Raw genomic sequence first — 19,490 nt, forward strand, 5'->3', positions numbered from 1 at the left:
GTTTGGAGGAAAAACACTACTTTCGTACCGTGAAAAAAGACTATGTTGAATCCTTAAAATAACAAACCATGAGACGAACTCCTTTTTATAATTTTTTTATAGTGGCTTTATTGGTTACAATGACCGCTTCCGTATCGGCACAACAGGTAGACAGCAAGCTTCCCTGGTCTGTACGACTGACTGAATCGGAAATGATCCGTTACCCCGAATCCTGGCAGCTCGACTTCCAGCTGAAACTGAAGTGGGATTATTGCCACGGACTTGAACTGGGAGCCATGCTCGATGTGTACGACGCTTATGGCGACAAGAAAATTCGCGATTACGCCATCGCGTATGCGGATACAATGGTGCACGAGGACGGAAGCATTACCGCTTATAAATTAACCGATTATAGCCTCGACCGTATCAACTCCGGAAAAATCCTTTTCCGTATCTATGAGCAGACCAAGAATCCTAAATATAAGAAAGCGCTCGACCTGCTTTATAGCCAGTTTGAAGGACAACCGCGTAATGAGGACGGTGGTTTTTGGCATAAAAAGATTTATCCCCACCAAATGTGGTTGGACGGAATTTACATGGGAGCTCCTTTCTACGCGGAGTATGCATTCCGTAATAATCTTCCGCAGGACTATGCAGATGTAATCAACCAGTTTGTCACTTGTGCCCGTCATACGTACGATCCTAAAAATGGTCTTTATCGTCATGCGTGCGATGTAAGCCGCACTCAACGTTGGGCGGACCCGGTGACCGGACAGTCGAAACATACGTGGGGACGTGCGATGGGATGGTATGCGATGGCATTGGTGGATGTGCTCGAATTTATTCCGCAGCATGAAGCCGGAAGAGATTCCCTGCTTGATATATTGAATAATGTAGCTGTGCAGGTGAAGAAACTTCAGGACCCGAAGACCGGAGGATGGTATCAGGTGATGGATCGGAGTGGTGATAAAGGAAATTACGTTGAATCTTCTTGTTCCGCTATGTTTATTTATTCGCTCTTTAAGGCTGTTCGTCTGGGATATATTGATAAGTCTTATCTGGATGTGGCATTGAAAGGCTACAAAGGATTCCTGGATAATTTTATCGAAGTGGACAAGAACGGATTGGTAACCATCACCAAGGCTTGTGCAGTGGCAGGATTGGGAGGAAAGGTCTATCGTTCCGGCGATTATGACTATTATATTAATGAAACTATCCGCAATAACGATCCTAAAGCCGTAGGACCTTTTATTATGGCTAGCTTGGAATACGAACGTTTACAAAAGTAATTTCCGACAATGAAAAGGAGTATTTTTAAAGGAATGATGTGTTTGCTTCTACTGGGTGTGGGAGCAACATCTGTTTATGCACAACAACAGCAACGCAAAGACACATTAGTCGTGGCACGCGACGGGACAGGGGAGTATCGTAACATTCAGGAAGCCGTGGAAGCTGTCCGCGCTTTTATGGATTATACGGTGACGATCTATATCAAGAACGGTATATACAAAGAAAAACTGGTCATTCCTTCCTGGGTAAAGAATGTGCAATTAGTGGGCGAAAGCGCAGAAAAAACGATTATCACTTATGATGACCATGCCAATATCAATAAGATGGGTACTTTCCGCACCTATACGGTAAAAGTGGAGGGAAATGACATCACTTTCAAAGACCTGACGATTGAAAATAATGCGGCTCCACTGGGGCAAGCGGTAGCTCTTCACACCGAAGGTGACAGACTGATGTTTGTCAATTGTCGTTTCCTGGGAAATCAGGATACTATTTATACAGGCACCGAAGGAGCCCGTCTCTTATTCACGAATTGCTATATCGAGGGAACTACCGATTTTATTTTTGGTCCTTCCACCGCTCTATTCGAATATTGCGAACTGCATAGTAAACGTGATTCGTATATCACTGCCGCTTCCACTCCTCAAAGTGAAGAATTCGGTTATGTATTTAAAAATTGTAAGTTGACGGCCGCTCCGGGAGTGAAAAAAGTATATTTGGGTCGTCCGTGGCGTCCTTATGCGGCAACGGTCTTTATCAATTGTGAGTTTGGTAATCATATCCGTCCCGAAGGATGGCACAATTGGAAGAATCCGGAGAACGAAAAGACAGCCCGTTATGCCGAATTCGGAAATACGGGTGCGGGCGCAGATACTTCCGGGCGTGTGGCATGGGCTAAACAGTTGACAAATAAGGAGGCAATGAAGTATACTCCGCAAAATATCTTTAAGGAAAGCAGTAATTGGTATCCTTATAAATAAAAATACGTAGGGTTTCCGACTGTTTATGTCGCTTGAAATTTTTGTTTCCGGGCTTGGCTCTTTGCTTTCCTGGCTTGAAACTCCCGTTCCAAGGCAGGAAACTGCAGTTTCCCTATGTGGGAACTGTCGTTTCTCTACGTGGAAACTAGCATTTCTTCCCGGGGAAACTGTAGTTCCTATACGTGGAAACTAAATTTGTCTGCGTGCAAAACAGGATTATATAAGGTGTGGCAGATAAACATCTGCAACGGTATCTGCAACAGTATCTGCAACGCTGCAATCAGTTGATTGCAAGTAAGATACAAGCAAAACGTTGCAGGTGGCAGATAAAAACAAAAAATAAAACTCGTAGGAGGGGATGAAGAATATGAAAACACTTAGGGTTAAAATGGTAGGGCTACTTGCAACGGCTCTTATTCTTTTTTCTGCATTTCGTGCAGACAAACCGGTCATCACTATCTTTATGATAGGTGATTCGACAATGGCTAACAAGAAAATAGACGGAGGAAATCCCGAACGTGGTTGGGGAATGGTACTTCCCGGATTCTTCTCCGAAGACATACGGATAGACAATCATGCCGCCAACGGTCGAAGTTCCAAGAGTTTTATCAGCGAAGGACGCTGGGAAAAAGTAATTTCTAAAGTGAAAAAAGGAGATTATGTCTTTATCCAGTTCGGCCATAATGATGAGAAAGCAGACTCTACTCGTCACACCGATCCGGGTAGTACTTTTGATGAAAATCTTCGTCGGTATGTGAATGAAACCCGCGCCAAAGGTGGAATACCGGTACTGTTCAACTCTATCGTCCGTCGAAACTTCGTACAGCCGAAGGATGATGCCATCGCAAAAGATGTTCGCCGTACACCGGGGGAAAAGGAACAACCGAAAGAGGGAACCGTTTTATTCGATACGCATGGTGCCTATCTGGATGCTCCCCGCAATGTGGCAAAAGAACTGGGAGTGACTTTCATCGACATGAACAAGATTACTCATGACCTGGTGCAGGGACTGGGACCAGTAGAATCAAAGAAACTATTCATGTTTGTCGAACCCAATCAGGTGCCGGCTTTCCCGAAAGGTCGTGAAGACAATACTCACTTAAACGTATACGGAGCACGAACAATTGCCGGACTGGCAGTGGATGCTATCGGCAAGGAAATTCCGGAACTGGCGAAATATATCCGTCAATTCGATTATGTAGTGGCCCAAGACGGTAGCGGTGATTTCTTTACCGTGCAGGAAGCTATCAATGCTGTTCCCGATTTTCGCAAAGACGTCCGTACCACTATCCTGATTCGTAAAGGAACTTATAAAGAGAAGCTCATCATCCCCGAATCCGAGATTAATATCTCTTTGATTGGAGAAGACGGTGCGATACTGACTTATGACGGTTTTGCAAACAAAAAAAATGTATTCGGCGAGAACATGGGAACTTCCGGTTCGTCCAGCTGTTACATCTATGCCCCCGATTTTTATGCGGAGAATATCACATTCGAGAACTCATCAGGTCCCGTAGGACAGGCAGTTGCCTGCTTTGTGTCTGCCGACCGTGTCTATTTTAAGAACTGTCGTTTTTTAGGTTTCCAGGATACCCTCTATACATACAGTAAGCAAAGCCGCCAATATTATGAAGACTGCTACATCGAAGGAACGGTTGATTTTATCTTCGGTTGGTCTACGGCTGTTTTCAACCGTTGCTACATTCATAGTAAGCGGGATGGTTATGTCACCGCTCCCTCTACTGATAAAGGAAAAAAATATGGCTATGTATTCTATGATTGTAAACTGACTGCGGAACCGGAAGCCACAAAAGTGTATCTGTCCCGTCCCTGGCGTCCGTATGCACAAGCTGTATTCATCCGTTGCGAACTGGGGAAACACATTCTTCCCATTGGCTGGAACAACTGGGGCAAGAAGGAAAACGAGAAAACTGTCTTTTATGCCGAATATGAAAGTCGGGGCGAAGGAGCCCATCCGAAAGCGCGCGCTGCTTTCTCCCAACAATTGAAGAATCTGAAAGGATATGAGATAAATGCAGTTTTGGCAGGAGAAGACGGATGGAATCCGATAGAGAACGGAAATAAACTGATAACGGTAAAGCGTTGATCTGACGAACAGATATGATTGTTTACTCAAGTTTCGGAAGTAGTTTAATAGGCTGAAAGCCTTCTATTATATAGCGTAGGGCATTGCCCTACGTGATAGGTATACACCAAACATAAGCCCTGAAAGGGCGGAACTGCATATGCTCAACTGGTACACTGCTTTATTGAGCTGGTACAACTTTATTGAGCTGGTACAACTTTATCGATCTGGTACAACTGATAGTCAATATGCCCCTACAATGGAACAAAAATTAAGCTAATTCACCTCTGCAATGAAACAAAAAATGAGTAAATTCACCCCTGCAATGAAATAAATTTGTATATTTGTAACTGTAAATAAACAAATTACGATATGTTTGAACGAAGGATACAGAATCAGTTGCATGAGTGGGCAGAGAAAAATAATAGAAAACCTCTGATATTGAGAGGAGCCCGCCAAGTAGGGAAGACCACTATTGTTGAGCAGTTTGGCAAAGAATTTGATAATTTCCTGTCTTTAAACCTTGAAAAGAAAGAGGCAAAGGATTTGTTTGAGTCTACTGATGATGTAAAGATGCTGCTGCCTTTATTGTTTTTGTATGATAATAAGCCGCAGAGGCCGGGACGGACCCTGCTTTTTATCGACGAGATACAGTCGTCGCCACAAGCTGTTGCATTGTTGCGGTACTTTTACGAGGAATTGCCGGAGTTGTATGTTATTGCAGCAGGTTCTCTTCTGGAAAATATGTTGGACAAACACATCTCGTTGCCTGTAGGACGGGTGGAGTATATGGCTTTGCATCCGTGTTCCTTTATTGAGTTTCTTCAGGCAATAGGAGAGGGACGGTTTGTAGATTGGATTTTGGAAGCACGCTTGCCGGAGGCTTTCCATCAACAATTAATGCTACTTTTTAATAGTTATGCACTGATAGGCGGGATGCCCGAAATTGTAGCGAGGTATGCTGCTAACCGAGATGTTGTATCCTTGTCCGATACTTACAATCAACTGCTAAATGCCTACAAGAATGATGTGGAAAAGTATGCGGAGACAAACACGCAAGCTGCGGTGATTCGTTACATACTGGAAGAAGGTTGGGGATATGCAGGGCAAACTGTCACTTTAGGAGGATTTGCACAGTCTGCTTACAAAGCCCGTGAAACGGGCGAGGCTTTCCGTACTCTGGAAAAAGCATTGTTGCTGGAGTTGGTATATCCTACCACTCATACGATAATGCCAGCTACCACAGATTTGAAACGCGCTCCTAAATTGATCTGGCTGGATACAGGACTAGTAAATTATGCGGCTGAAATACAAAAAGAATATCTTCTTAGTAAAGATTTGACGGATACATGGAGAGGTATGGCTGCCGAACAAATCGTTGCGCAGGAATTAAAAGCTCTTTCCAACGAAGTAGGTAAGAAGCAAAAGTTTTGGGTACGGGCTAAAAGGGGGAGTTCTGCAGAAGTGGACTTTGTATACATATATGGCGGGAAAATCATTCCAATTGAAGTGAAAAACGGACACAACGCCCACTTAAAATCCATTCATCAGTTTATGAATGAAACGGAGCATGATTTGGCAGTTCGAATCTGGTCGGGGAATTATGCTATAGACGAAGTTACTACTAATGAAGGAAAACATTTCAAACTTATCAACCTTCCTTTTTACATGATAGCCGCATTGCCTAATATTTTAAAAAAAATAGAGACATAAGTCATGTTGGCCCGATTCTGTTAAATAGCCACTAAAGATTGCATGATACTACAAGTATTTTTCTATCTTTACGCCACAGAACCGAGTGATATGATGAAGAAAACCTTAATTTCAGTAATTCTTTTGTTAGCTATTGCGTTCTCAACATACGCGCAACAGCACTGTTTTTTCACCCACTATTCTACTGAAGATGGACTATCCCAAAATACGGTGATGAACATCTTGCAGGATCACAAAGACAACCTTTGGTTTGCCACCTGGGATGGTATCAACCGTTTCAACGGTTATACTTTCAAAACATACAAGGCCCGTCAGGGAAACTACATCAGTCTGACCAATAACCGTGTAGACCGTATGTATGAAGATCGTTACGGCTTTCTGTGGTTGCTGACTTATGACAACCGTGTCCATCGTTTCGACCCGAAGACAGAGACATTCGAGCAAGTGCCTGCTGCCGGAGAAGAGGGGAGTGCTTTCAATGTACATACCATTGAAGTGATGCCGAACGGAACCGTCTGGCTGCTGACGGAAAACGACGGAGCCGTCCGCATCCTGACGCATCCGGATGAGAATAATCGCTTGACATGGGATATTTATTCCAGCAAGACAGAACTGTTTCCTTCTTTACATGTATTCAAAGTTCATCAGGATAAAGCCGGCAATGACTGGTTGCTGACGGATAATGGCCTCGGTATGATCCATCCCGGAAAGAAAGAGCCGGATTCTTATTTTACGGAGACAAAAGGAAAGTTTGGCGGAATGAATCAGGCTTTCTATGCTGTGCAGGAACGTGATAAAGATATTTGCTTCGCCTCGGATCATGGACGCATCTGGTCTTATCAGAAAGAAAGCGGAGAGTTTACGTTGATCGAGCTTCCCACAAAAGGACAGATCACCTCCATTCATCCCATTGCACCGGACGTATCCGTTATTACTACCGATTCGGATGGCTTCTTTACTTACAACCTGCGAACAAAAACAAACGTACATTACTCGTTCCTGACTTGTAAGGCGTTACCCGCAAAGCCGATCCTTTCTGCTTATGTAGACCGTTCTTCGGAAGTGTGGTTCGAACAGGAAGAACCGGGTGTTGTAGCTCATTTTAATCCCTCGACCGGAGTGGTGACCCGCGAGCAAATTCCTATAGAATACAGCAATCCCGAACGTTCCCGTCCGGCTTTTCATATCCATGAAGACGTAAACGGTTATCTTTGGGTACATCCTTACGGAGGAGGTTTCTCTTACTTCGATCCTCAAAAGAAATGCTTGGTTCCTTTCTATAACGGACTGGGTAGCCGTGACTGGCGTTTTTCCAATAAGATTCATTCGGCCTTTTCCGACAAACAAGGTAATCTGTGGCTTTGTACCCACTCTAAAGGATTGGAGAAGGTGACTTATCGAAATGTACCCTTTGCGATGATGACCCCTATGCCTCATGAACACGAATCGTTGCATAATGAGGTACGTGCCCTGTGTGAAGACAAACTGGGAAATTTGTGGGTTGGCTTGAAAGACGGTATACTTCGTATATATGATGCCGGCAAAACTTATAAAGGATACCTCACCGAAAGCGGCACGATCTCTACCACCGGTACTCCCATGCTGGGAACCGTTTATTTTGTTATTCAGGATTCAAAAGGAATCATCTGGATTGCGACAAAAGGAGACGGCCTTGTTCGTGCCGAGCCGATTTCTTCCAACGGAATGTCTTATAAGCTGACCCGTTATCTTCATCGTGAAGATGATATGTACAGTTTGAGCGATAATAATGTATATTGCGTCTATGAAGATCATTATGGTCGTATCTGGCTGGCAACTTTTGCCGGAGGTATCAATTATATCACGGAGAATGAAGCTGGAAAGACATTGTTTATCAATCACCGGAACAACCTGAAAGGTTATCCCATCGATCCTTGTTACAAAGCTCGTTTCATCACTTCCGATAACAACGGACGCTTGTGGGTAGGAACAACTACGGGTGCCGTTGCTTTTGATGAGAATTTTAAGAAACCGGAGGATGTGAAGTTCTATCATTTCTCCCGTATGCCGAATGATACGCAAAGTTTGAGTAATAATGATGTCCATTGGATTATCTCCACCAAGAAAAAGGAACTTTACCTGGCTACTTTCGGCGGCGGACTCAACAAACTGGTATCTATCAGTAAGGACGGTCACGGAGAATTCAAATCATATTCCGTATTGGATGGTCTTCCTTCTGATGTCCTGCTTTCCATCCGCGAAGATAGTAAGCAGAATTTATGGATTAGTACAGAGAATGGAATTTGTAAGTTCATCCCCTCTGAAGAACGTTTTGAAAGTTATGACGAACGTAGTATCACTTTCCCCGTACGTTTTAGTGAAGCCGCTTCGGCATTAACTGCTAAAGGAAGCATGCTTTTCGGTGCCAGTGGCGGAGTCTTTATATTTAATCCTGACTCTATTCGTAAGAGCAGCTATATCCCGCCTATCGTATTCTCCAAACTGACAGTGGCTAATGAGGACATTACCCCCGGCGGCAACTCATTGTTGAAAGTGGATATTGACGACACTGATAAATTGGTACTTTCGCATAAAGAGAATATTTTCTCCGTTCATTTCGCGGCACTCGATTATACCAATCCGCAGAATATACAGTATGCTTATATTCTCGACGGATTTGAAAAACAGTGGACCTTTGCCGACAAACAGCGTAGCGTGACTTATACGAATCTTCCGAAAGGAGAGTATGTGCTCCGCGTCCGTTCTACCAATAGCGATGGTGTGTGGGTGGATAACGAACGTATCTTGGATATTGTCATTCTGCCTTCTTTCTGGGAAACGCCGATAGCATACGTGCTTTATATACTTTTCATTCTGATTATTATTCTTGTGGCCGTTTATATCCTGTTCACCATTTACCGGTTGAAGCATGAAGTGTCGGTCGAACAGCAGATTTCGGATATAAAACTGCGCTTCTTTACGAATATATCCCATGAGTTGCGTACTCCGCTTACGTTGATAGCAGGTCCGGTAGAGCAGGTCTTGAAGAATGATAAATTGCCGGCTGATGCCCGTGAACAGTTGGTGGTGGTGGAACGGAACACCAGCCGTATGCTTCGTCTTGTCAATCAGATATTGGACTTCCGTAAGATTCAGAACAAGAAGATGAAGATGCAAGTACAGCGTGTGGACATCGTTCCTTTCGTGCGCAAGGTGATGGATAATTTTGAGGCTGTGGCCGAAGAGCATCGGATTGATTTCCTGTTTCAGACGGAAAAGGATCATCTTTATCTTTGGGTGGACGCCGATAAGCTGGAAAAGATTGTATTCAACCTGCTTTCCAATGCATTTAAGTATACGCCGAATGGCAAGATGATAACGATGTTTATCCGTGAAGATGAGAATACAGTTTCTATCGGTGTACAAGACCAGGGAATTGGTATCGCGGAAAATAAAAAGAAGTCCTTGTTTGTCCGTTTTGAGAATCTGGTGGACAAGAATCTGTTCAATCAGGCTAGTACGGGTATCGGACTTTCATTGGTGAAAGAGCTTGTGGAGATGCACAAGGCTACTATTTCCGTGGATAGTCGTTTGGGAGAGGGAAGTTGTTTCAAAGTCGATTTCCTGAAAGGGAAAGAACATTATGATAAGGAAACCGAGTTTATCCTGGAAGATGCGGAAGCTCCGGTAAGGATGGGGCAAGTGGTGGATATAGCCAACTCTTCCATTCAGTCTGAAACGCTGATACCCGATGAATCGGAGAAAATTGAAGCCGTTTATGAGGAAGATGCTGCGAAAGAAGAAAACTCCAAAGAACTGATGTTATTAGTCGAAGATAATCAGGAGTTACGTGAATTCTTGCGTAGTATATTTTCTCCGATGTACCGGGTAGTGGAAGCTGCCGATGGTAGGGAAGGAGCGAATAAAGCATTGAAGTATCTTCCGGATATTATTATCAGTGACGTGATGATGCCCGAGAAAGACGGTATCGAAATGACGCGTGAACTGCGTGCGGATATGACAACCAGCCATATACCTATTATCCTGCTTACTGCCAAGACTACGATTGAAAGTAAACTGGAAGGATTGGAATATGGTGCGGATGATTATATCACGAAACCTTTCAGTGCTACCTATCTGCAAGCCCGTGTGGAAAATCTGTTGATGCAGCGTAAGAAACTGCAAAGTTTCTATCGGGATAGCCTGATGCATATCCATATCTCTGTCGGTCAGGAGGATGCACCTGTTGCTACGGATGTGCCATCGGCAGAAGAAGACACCTCCGAAACTGTATCTGCAACGCTCGAAATGTCTCCCAACGACCGTAAATTTATGGATAAACTGGTGGAATTAATGGAGCAGAATATGGATAATGGTGAACTGGTGGTAGATGACTTGGTTCGGGAACTGGCTGTCAGTCGCTCTGTCTTCTTTAAGAAACTGAAAACACTAACCGGACTGGCTCCTATCGAATTTATCAAAGAAATGCGTATCAAGCGGGCCACGCAATTAATAGAAACCGGAGAGTTTAATATGACGCAGATTTCATATATGGTCGGTATTAATGATCCACGTTATTTCAGTAAATGTTTCAAGGCGCAAGTTGGAATGACGCCTACGGAGTATCGGGATAAAGTGGGAAGATAATAAGAAAGGCTATCATTTATCTGATAGCCTTTTTTATTCAATATGTCTTTTCTGACATTCTACTCTCTTTTATTATTCTGTCCAGCGAGGGTCACCAATGCTGCTTGGGAATAAGGCATCTATAATTTTGAAGTTTCCTTCTTCCGGATTTTCAAAAACTTCTGTAGATGGCTTATCATATTTGGTTACGTCACCAAGAGTGCTATGGAATGTCATGTCATTGGTACCATAAACTTTCTCGATAGTCAGGCTAAGATTAGCAGCTGCATTTGCATTATGAGCTTTTCTATTGCTTCCACCATTAGCCAAGATTGTATTTTTGATAGCTAAAGACATGCCTAGGGTATTTTTATCTCCCAGTTCTAACATTGCTTTTGAACCTCCCCAGCCGTACATCGTACAATAATCGATGGAGAAAGAAGCAGCATTTCCTGCATAGAAGATGCGTCCTTGTGGTTTTATCAAGGTACTATTAGTTATTTCAGTAACAGGAATTTGGGCAACCGTTGATTCTTTATAAGCAAACATATCTCCGCTACAACCATTGATAATAGATTTGTTTACACTAACTTTATTAATTTGGATGCTTATACCTTCTTTGGCTCTTACTAATGATTTAGAGTTACTAATCGTACAGCTTTCTATTAATAAAGTGTTGATATTGGTTGATATATCATCTGTCATATCTGCACCTTTTTGAAGATTAAAGAAATAATCTCCTTGTGCATCAACATTTAAATTATAGAAACGTACCACATCTTTGTTGCCTAAAGTCAAAATAGTCTTAGTTGTCATTGTTGCCTGTTCAGCTCCGCCACTTGCTCCCCAGAATACGATTGATGTAACAGCTTCAGGTACAATGACAGTTTTACTGAATGTGATTGCTGTAGAATGTGGTACAACTAGAACTACATTTCCACTTTGTGCAGCAAGTACCTCGTTTGGATCATCGGCAGCAGTAAGATATACAGGTGTGTAACCATCCGGGAAGTTTTCTGTAGTTTGGAATGATTTCTCACCTCTTAATATATCTTCACCGTTAACAGTATTGTATATACCGATAGTGTATGTGGTAGAAGCTGCCAGATCTGTAAGTTGATAACTACCTTCTGCATTCATTTCCGCAGAAATTGGAATGTTTGTTACTGCTGAAGTCTCTGGGTTCGTCAGTAAGAAGTGGGTTACGCTCTGATTCTTTTTCCATGTGATAATGGCAGTAGAACCAGTGATGGTTGAGATCTCCTCAATTAATTGTTCTGTCTTGGTCTTAAAGCTTGTATTTTCCGGATATACCCATTTGGAAGGTGAAGCTGTTTCAGAGCATGAACGGATACGAATATAATAACTGGTATTTGCATCCAATCCTTCAATAGTGTACGGAGAGCTTTTTATACTCTTATCCTCTCCGAAGATAACAGATCCTTCCTGATAATTTTCAGCTGTAAGTTCAGAAGTATTCACTTCAATGATATAATAATCAGTATTGATTGTATTATTCCATATAACTTCAGCATCATTGATGCTAGGGCTGACTGCCAGTTTAGTACTACGGAACAGACGATTATAGGCACTATCTGTTTCCCAATCATTTGCCTTCTCACACGATGAAAGCAGTACGGTCAGGGCTATAAAAAGCCCTGATAAAACCGTGTATTTTGTTGATTTGATAAAATTCATGTTCATGAGATCAATTATTGAATGATATTCATAATTTATTAGAAGCTATAAGAGTTCTCTATGTAACCGTTGGCATCCGAGATAGTTTTGGAGCCTATCGGTAATAGATGTCTATTTTTGATTGTAGCATTTAAACCACTGCTGATATCATCTGCATACTCAAGATTTAAATCATTGGTTGTTTTACTGGTATCTGCTACTCCCTTCTTCCATTCATAGTTGGTTCCCCAACCGGTAACATATTCATAACCTGCAGTTTTAGCAGCTTCTTTCACTTTATCTGGATCTTCAAGGTCTCTAAGCTCATTAGGAATTTGTTCAGTACGCCAAGTGATACTATTCATATCAATAGAATACGGATCATCTGTCTTCATTTTATAGAAGATAAATTTGGGAGCAGTCTCAATCATAGCTTTGTAGTCTGCTCTGAATTGATCCAGTTTTTCGGAAAGTGTTCCCCAACGTATCAGGTCATATTTGCGAACACATTCACCTGCAAACTCCCATGCGCGTTCTTGGTCAAGGGCTTCCATGAAATTGTTTCGGGCAGATGCTTCGATTGCAGTTTTAGCAGCATTTTGAGCAGCAGTGTCAAAGGCACGAATATGTACTTCTGTTAAAGCTTCAAGTGCAGTTTTTGTAGTGGTACCATTGGGATTGCTGCCTTCTAATCCATACAAGTTATACATCACTTCAGCATACATTAATAAAATATCAGAATAACGCATAACTACCCAGTTAATACCTGGAGCCCACTTCTGGTCTGTATTTTGTGCCAGAGAGATGATCGCATCATCCATTTTACGAATGTCCCATTTTGCTACATAGGCACTGAAAGGAGCGTTAGAAAGCAATGTCTCTTTTATCACAGCTTTATTGTCTACTGTCGTTTGTTTTAATTCATAGTAAGCACATGTAATATCTCTACGGCTGTCGTTATTATCAAAAGATAAAATATAAGAAGCTGTAAGTCTGATATTACCACTGCTATTACCTTTTGCGCCATATTTGTTGCTGGCACCATTGATACGAACTCCGGTACTGTAACCCATTTCACCAGATCTACCTAATCCGTGAGCTACCTCATATAGATTTTCATAATATTTGGTATCCAGTGTCCGTTTATTGATTAAATCCCATTGGTTTTCAAAAGATGGATTCAGTTTATGAACTTGTTTGCTTACTACAATATCCAAATGTGCTAATGCACGTTCGTGTAATTTTTGAACTTCAGCTACAGACGGACATTGAGTAGGGAATTGTCCGTCGCCGCAAGTCGGATGATTTCTATAACCTGCTTTTGCCTGTTCGCGAATACTATATCCGGCACGTGATAAAGCGATACGGGCAAATAGACCGTGTGCAAAGCCGGCAGTGGCATGTTCTGTTGTATATCCATCTTCACCTGCCCATGGAAGATAATTGGCAGCTTCGTCCAGATCATCTAACAACTGGTCTAAAATAATATCCCGGTCTGTTTTTGCTGCATACATGTTAGAACCATCAGGTTGGGTAGGTTCAAAGCGCATTGGAACATCTCCGTAATTCTTAACTATATCATAATATACCATTGCACGCATGGTTAATGCTTCTCCTAAATAACGGAGCATTGGTTTACGGGTGGTAGTTCCTTCTGCTAACAAGTCACTATTACGAATACCGTCAATTACGATATTGGCATTCTCAATAATAGCAAAACATCTTTCCCAGTTCGTATCGAGTTTATCCCATCCTTTGCTTAGATAGTAATTTCCTAATCCTCTTTCTGAATTTTGATGAACTTCCGATTGCTTGGTTGCATTTGCCAGTTCAATATCTGTATTATTACCGAAATTGATAGGAATACGGGAACCATAAGTGTGGTCGTATGTCAAATCGGCATATACCTTGTTTAACGCCTGTTCTGTATACACAACGGAGTTAAAAACATTTTCTCCTTTCAACTCCGAAGGGGATGACTGGTCGAGAAAGTCACTGCATGAAAGCAAGCTGAACAATCCGGTTCCTAGTAATATTGATTTTATATAAGTTTTCATATATGTATTTCCTTTCTATTTATGGGTTAGAATGTAACATTAATACCCCCTACAAATGAGCGGCTTTTGGGATATGCAGAATAATCTACGCCCGGAGTCATTGGAGTACTGCGGCGTGTATCTACTTCCGGATCTGCTCCCGAGTATTTTGTGAAACAATACAAGTTGTAACCAGTCACGTAGATACGTACGTTTTGCATAAACATTTTGTTTACAAAAACTTTAGGTAATGTATATCCGATTGAAATGTTATTGACACGCAGGAAAGAACCATCTTCTACTGCCCAGTCAAGTAATGGCATTTCTGTGATTGAACCTGGATTATACATGGAAGCTCCGGCATTTATTTCATTTAAGCGATTAATAGTATAATCAAGCCCATTACTCTTGATATATGAACTTTTCAGCATGTTTTCTCCTGTTGACGGATCAATCCAGGAATAACGTTTAGCTAATGTAAAGTTATCATTTAAATTCCATCCTTTTTTAGTATCATTGTAGTAACTTGAACCTAACTTGGTTGCATTCACAATCTTGTTACCAAGAGAGTAATTGAAGAAGGCTGATAAATCAAAGTTCTTGTAACGCATGTTTATACCGAAACCACCGGTAACAGTTGGAACTGTATTTCCTAGACGTTTCTTCGTAAATTTACCATCTTCATCAGCTTTCAGTTTTAGTGAGCCCGGACCAAAATTGTTATATTTAATCAGTTCTGTCGGATCAGTGAGATTCTCGTTAAGTATCCACTTGCTGCCGTCCCATGAAAAATCGTCAGTAGTATAGAAGCCATCCAATTCATATCCATATACTTCTCCCAGACGTCCTCCTTCTTCAATGAAGAAGTCGTTTTGTCCGGCAGGTTTGCCTCCCCAGTTACTACTTTGCCAGGTTTGTCCTCCGGCTAACTTATCAATTTTGGCTCTATTATAAGAAATGTTGAAGTTGGCATTTAAACCAAAATCTTTAGTATCTACTATGACTGCGTCTAATGCTAATTCTATACCTTTATTTGATGTCTGTCCAAAGTTCTTATATTGGGTAGAAAAACCAGTGCTTGAAGGTATTGTTGCATTCATCAACAAGTCTTTAGTTGTATTCCAGTATGCATCAATACTACCGGATAAACGGTTGTTCCAGAATCCGAAGTCAATACCTAAGTTACGGGTAAGTGTTGTTTCCCATTTTAGGTCAGGATTAGAAAGATTAGAAGCATGTTGTAATACAACAGCACTTGTTTCATTGAAATAAATGTTCTTATCACTTGTCTCTGCTAATGAGAAAGTAGAATTAATGGCACCCGATTTAATACGGTTATTACCAGCTGTACCTACACTTAAACGAAGTTTTAGGTTGGATAACCATTCTTTGCTTCTTTCCATCCATGCTTCGTCAGATATTCTCCATGCTAAAGCTAATGACGGGAAATATCCCCATTGGTTTCCTTTTGAGAATTTGCTGGAGCCGTCGGCACGCATTGTGAAAGTCATCAGATACTTGTCTTGTATCGTATAGTTGACACGTCCGAAGAACGATAATAGATTGTCTTTGAAACCAATATAAGTAGAGGTAGGCAATGCCGTTCCGTTACTCATACCGGAAAGGACATCACTGATAGTCATATATTTGGAAAAAGCAACAGAAGTATTAATCGTTTCATGATCGTAACTACTTGAAACTTCATGTCCTAACATAACATTTAATTTGTGAGTGTTATTCAAGAACTTAGTATCATACGTTACTGTATTTGCATTACGCCAGTTTTTATTAACGACCTTATTTAACAGAGCTTGTGGCTGTCCATAATAACCATATTTAGAATTACTTGTAGCTTCCACTCCCCATACTTGGTCAGTATTGTTATATCTCCATCCATAACCAAACTCACTTCTGAATGTTAATCCTTTGATTGGTTTCCAGTTAAGTCCTACGTTATAGTTTTGTTGCAAGCGGGTTTGTTTCTTGTAAGTTGCATTTAAACGTTCCAGTGGGTTATATTGTGCATTGTTCACATTTTCATCATCATCGCTGTCTGAACTTGTTGTATTAATTTCCTCTACCGGTTTGTAGATGACGGAACGTGATATTAGTGAATTGGCTGCACTTGATTCGTTTGCATCTGCTCCACCACTGATACCATCAATCGTTTGGTAACTAAAACGGGCATTAAAGTCCATTGTTAACCATTTGTTGATATTGGTATTAAGTTTGGCATTAATATTCTCTTTTGAGAAACCTGAACCAAGCATGATACTTTTTTCTTCGTTATGGGCATAACTAACACTGAATTTGGTATCTTTATTACCTCCACTCACACTCACATTGTATTGCTGTTGATTTCCTGTACGACCAAAAATCTCATCCTGGTAGTCGGTGCCTTTCATAGATTTGTAAATATCCAAATCATCAAACATACCATATTTCATCCCTTCCTGGTCTATTTCCTGTTGCCATAACACATATTCGTAAGGGTTCAGTACATCTACCATTTTAGTAACTTTACGAACACCGAACGAAGCCCCCAAATTTACCTGAATCTTACCTTCTTGACCGGATTTAGTAGTAATGATGATAACACCGTTTGCACCACGGGCACCATAAATAGCAGTAGAAGAAGCATCTTTCAATACATCTACCGATTGAATATCTGTTGGAGCAATATCAGAGATACTTGATACGGGAAATCCGTCTACAATATAAAGCGGTGAATTATCTTGAGATAGAGAACCGCCACCACGTACGCGGATTTTTACGTCTGCATCAGGAGAACCTTCAGTCGTTGTGATAGATACACCAGCCATTTTTCCCTGTAATGCTTCTGATGCAGAAGATACCGGAATGGCAGCTATCTGTTTGGCACTAACGGAAGATACGGAACCAGTCAGATCCTTTTTTGCAACGGTTCCGTAACCAATTACCACAACTTCGTCCAATGCTTGTGTATCATCGGAAAGAGTGACATTAATTTGACTTTGTCCTTTTACAGCAATATCCTGAGTTTTCATTCCGATATAAGAAATTGTAAGGGTTGCTTTTGAAGGAACCTTGATAGAATAGTTACCATCTAAATCAGTAATTGTACCATTGGTAGTATTACCTTTCTCTACTACAGAAGCTCCGATGATCGGTTCTCCTGTTGTGTCTTTCACATTACCTTTTACGGTAATTGTTTGCGCTGATACGCCAAGCGATATCGCTGCAAATAGCATTAGCAGCCAACTGCGCATGTTTTTCACTTTGTTAGACATTCTTTGCATGTTTATTAATTAATGGTTATTGTTTTGATTCTGTACTCACATTTAGAGTTAATTCCTCGGTACAAAAGTATATGAATGTGAATATAGATATGTGCAATATTTGTTTTTCACCTAGTATTTTTTGTTTTTTAATAGCCGGCAGGCATTTTTAGAATAGTTTTAAAACAAAAAATACACATGCTAGCTTGAAAAGCCTTGTTTTATCGATTTTAATGATTTGGAAAAACAAAATTTGAACAAGACTTTTCTTTATCCTGTCTACTTTTGTCCCCATTAATCTAATAATGTATGAAAATGGATATAATTCTAAGTAAATGGTGTTTGGCCATTTTGTTTGCTTTTGGAATTCTGGCGTGTACTGATGGTGGTGACGCAAATGAATTGCCTAAAGAACCTGAAGGGACTGGAGAAACTCAAGATGAAAAGATACCAGCTTTTCCTGGGGCAGAAGGACATGGACGCTACACAACCGGTGGGCGTGGTGGCGATGTATATATTGTTACTTCATTGGAGGACAAGTTGCAGAACGGAACTTTACGTTATGGTATTGAGAAATTAAGCGGAAAACGTACAATTATTTTCCAGGTATCCGGAACTATTCATTTAAACGGTGATTTAAAGATTAAGAATGGAGATTTGACCATTGCAGGACAGACGGCTCCGGGGGATGGTATTTGTTTGGCTGGTTATCCGGTTTTCTTGGAAGCAGACAATGTTATTGTCCGTTTTATGCGTTTTCGAATGGGAAATAAAGAAGATGTCAGTGCAGACGGAGCCGACGCCTTTGGCGGTCGGTATCATAAAAATATAATGATTGATCATTGTTCTATGAGTTGGTGTACTGACGAATGTGTTTCTTTCTATCAAAATGAGAATTTTACACTGCAATGGTGTCTTATTTCTGAAAGTCTGCGTTTAGGTGGGCATACGAAAGGTCCTCATGGTTATGGTGGTATATGGGGAGGTATGAAAGCTTCTTTTCACCATAATCTATTGGCACATCATGATAGCCGTAATCCTCGTCTAGGTCCTGGAGTTAATTCGACAAAAGAGAATGAAATTGTTGATATGCGTAATAATGTCATTTATAACTGGTGTGGAAACTCTTGTTATGGTGGAGAAGCCATGCATGTAAATATTGTGAACCTTAATTCCGCAACACTATTATAAAATATTTTTTTTAAGTACCTGAGCAACAAAAAGTTGCTCAGGATTTTGCCATGTCAGAGGATTCACTTAACTTAGTGTTGCAAAAAAATAATCAAACAAAACCTCATCAGGCATGGCAAAAATGCAAATAAAATCCGAGAAGCTCACTCCTTTTGGAGGAATATTTTCAATCATGGAGCAATTTGACTCCACATTGTCATCTGTAATCGACTCGACACTCGGTCTAAGGTGTAGCTCGTTCGGTTATCAGTACAGTGAAATCGTCCGTTCCCTCATGAGTATCTACTTCTGTGGTGGCTCATGCATTGAGGATGTCACTACTCATTTGATGAACCATCTCTCGCTCCATCCGACACTTCGTACTTGTAGTTCTGATACTATCCTCAGAGCGATAAAGGAACTGACGCAAGGAAACATCTCATACACATCAGATACGGGTAAGAACTACGATTTCAACACGGCTGACACACTCAATACCTTACTGCTCAATTGTATGTTTGCATCCGGCCAACTGAAAGAGGGCGAGATGTATGATGTTGATTTCGACCATCAGTTCATAGAGACTGAGAAGTATGATGCAAAGCCTACATACAAGAAGTTCCTTGGTTATCGCCCTGGCGTGGCGGTTATTGACGACTTGATTGTTGGCATTGAGAATAGCGATGGTAACACCAAC

The 19,490-nt window shown here is 41.3% G+C and carries 8 protein-coding genes and 2 pseudogenes; 7 read left to right on the forward strand and 3 right to left on the reverse strand.

From position 1 onward, the window contains the following. The first annotated feature begins 68 nt into the window (after nucleotides 1–68). The 5 genes from HMPREF9009_RS08620 to HMPREF9009_RS08640 all read left to right on the forward strand — a co-directional run bounded on the left by HMPREF9009_RS08620 (nucleotide 69) and on the right by HMPREF9009_RS08640 (nucleotide 10,674). The gene (locus HMPREF9009_RS08620; RefSeq protein ID WP_049701914.1) at nucleotides 69–1,268 is read left to right on the forward strand and encodes a glycoside hydrolase family 88/105 protein; all 1,200 of its coding nucleotides are present in this window, start codon (nucleotides 69–71) and stop codon (nucleotides 1,266–1,268) included. A gap of 9 nt (nucleotides 1,269–1,277) precedes the next feature. Then, a complete protein-coding gene (locus HMPREF9009_RS08625) occupies nucleotides 1,278–2,249 on the forward strand; it encodes a pectinesterase family protein (protein WP_004309409.1) in 972 nt (323 codons plus the stop codon). A gap of 358 nt (nucleotides 2,250–2,607) precedes the next feature. Beyond that, entirely contained in the window at nucleotides 2,608–4,356 is a 1,749-nt protein-coding gene (locus HMPREF9009_RS08630; RefSeq protein ID WP_049701915.1) for a pectinesterase family protein, read from the forward strand. A gap of 351 nt (nucleotides 4,357–4,707) precedes the next feature. Next, nucleotides 4,708–6,048, forward strand: a complete 1,341-nt coding sequence (locus HMPREF9009_RS08635) for an ATP-binding protein (RefSeq protein ID WP_049701916.1) — start codon at nucleotides 4,708–4,710, stop codon at nucleotides 6,046–6,048. Between the two features lie 90 nt (nucleotides 6,049–6,138). Continuing rightward, nucleotides 6,139–10,674: a hybrid sensor histidine kinase/response regulator transcription factor gene (locus tag HMPREF9009_RS08640; protein WP_049702316.1), complete on the forward strand. Its 4,536-nt coding sequence runs from the start codon at nucleotides 6,139–6,141 to the stop codon at nucleotides 10,672–10,674. 72 nt (nucleotides 10,675–10,746) lie between these two features. Here HMPREF9009_RS08640 and HMPREF9009_RS08645 read toward each other — a convergent pair whose 3' ends face one another. Genes HMPREF9009_RS08645 through HMPREF9009_RS08655 form a run of 3 tightly spaced genes read right to left on the reverse strand, consistent with a single transcriptional unit; the run spans nucleotide 10,747 to nucleotide 17,635 of the window. Continuing rightward, nucleotides 10,747–12,357, reverse strand: coding sequence for a DUF5123 domain-containing protein (locus HMPREF9009_RS08645; protein WP_049701917.1), 1,611 nt, complete (start codon nucleotides 12,355–12,357; stop codon nucleotides 10,747–10,749). 32 nt (nucleotides 12,358–12,389) lie between these two features. Next, the gene (locus HMPREF9009_RS08650) at nucleotides 12,390–14,387 is read right to left on the reverse strand and encodes a RagB/SusD family nutrient uptake outer membrane protein (protein ID WP_049701918.1); all 1,998 of its coding nucleotides are present in this window, start codon (nucleotides 14,385–14,387) and stop codon (nucleotides 12,390–12,392) included. A gap of 26 nt (nucleotides 14,388–14,413) precedes the next feature. After that, nucleotides 14,414–17,635, reverse strand: coding sequence for a SusC/RagA family TonB-linked outer membrane protein (locus HMPREF9009_RS08655; RefSeq protein WP_083444163.1), 3,222 nt, complete (start codon nucleotides 17,633–17,635; stop codon nucleotides 14,414–14,416). A gap of 297 nt (nucleotides 17,636–17,932) precedes the next feature. Here HMPREF9009_RS08655 and HMPREF9009_RS08660 point away from each other — a divergent pair. Beyond that, nucleotides 17,933–18,790: pseudogene (locus HMPREF9009_RS08660) on the forward strand (polysaccharide lyase family 1 protein); the annotation flags it as partial. Between the two features lie 136 nt (nucleotides 18,791–18,926). After that, a pseudogene (locus HMPREF9009_RS08665) lies at nucleotides 18,927–19,490 on the forward strand (IS1380-like element IS613 family transposase); the annotation flags it as partial.

The sequence above is a fragment of the Bacteroides sp. 3_1_13 genome (genome assembly GCF_001185845.1).
In the GTDB taxonomy this organism is placed as follows: domain Bacteria; phylum Bacteroidota; class Bacteroidia; order Bacteroidales; family Bacteroidaceae; genus Bacteroides; species Bacteroides xylanisolvens.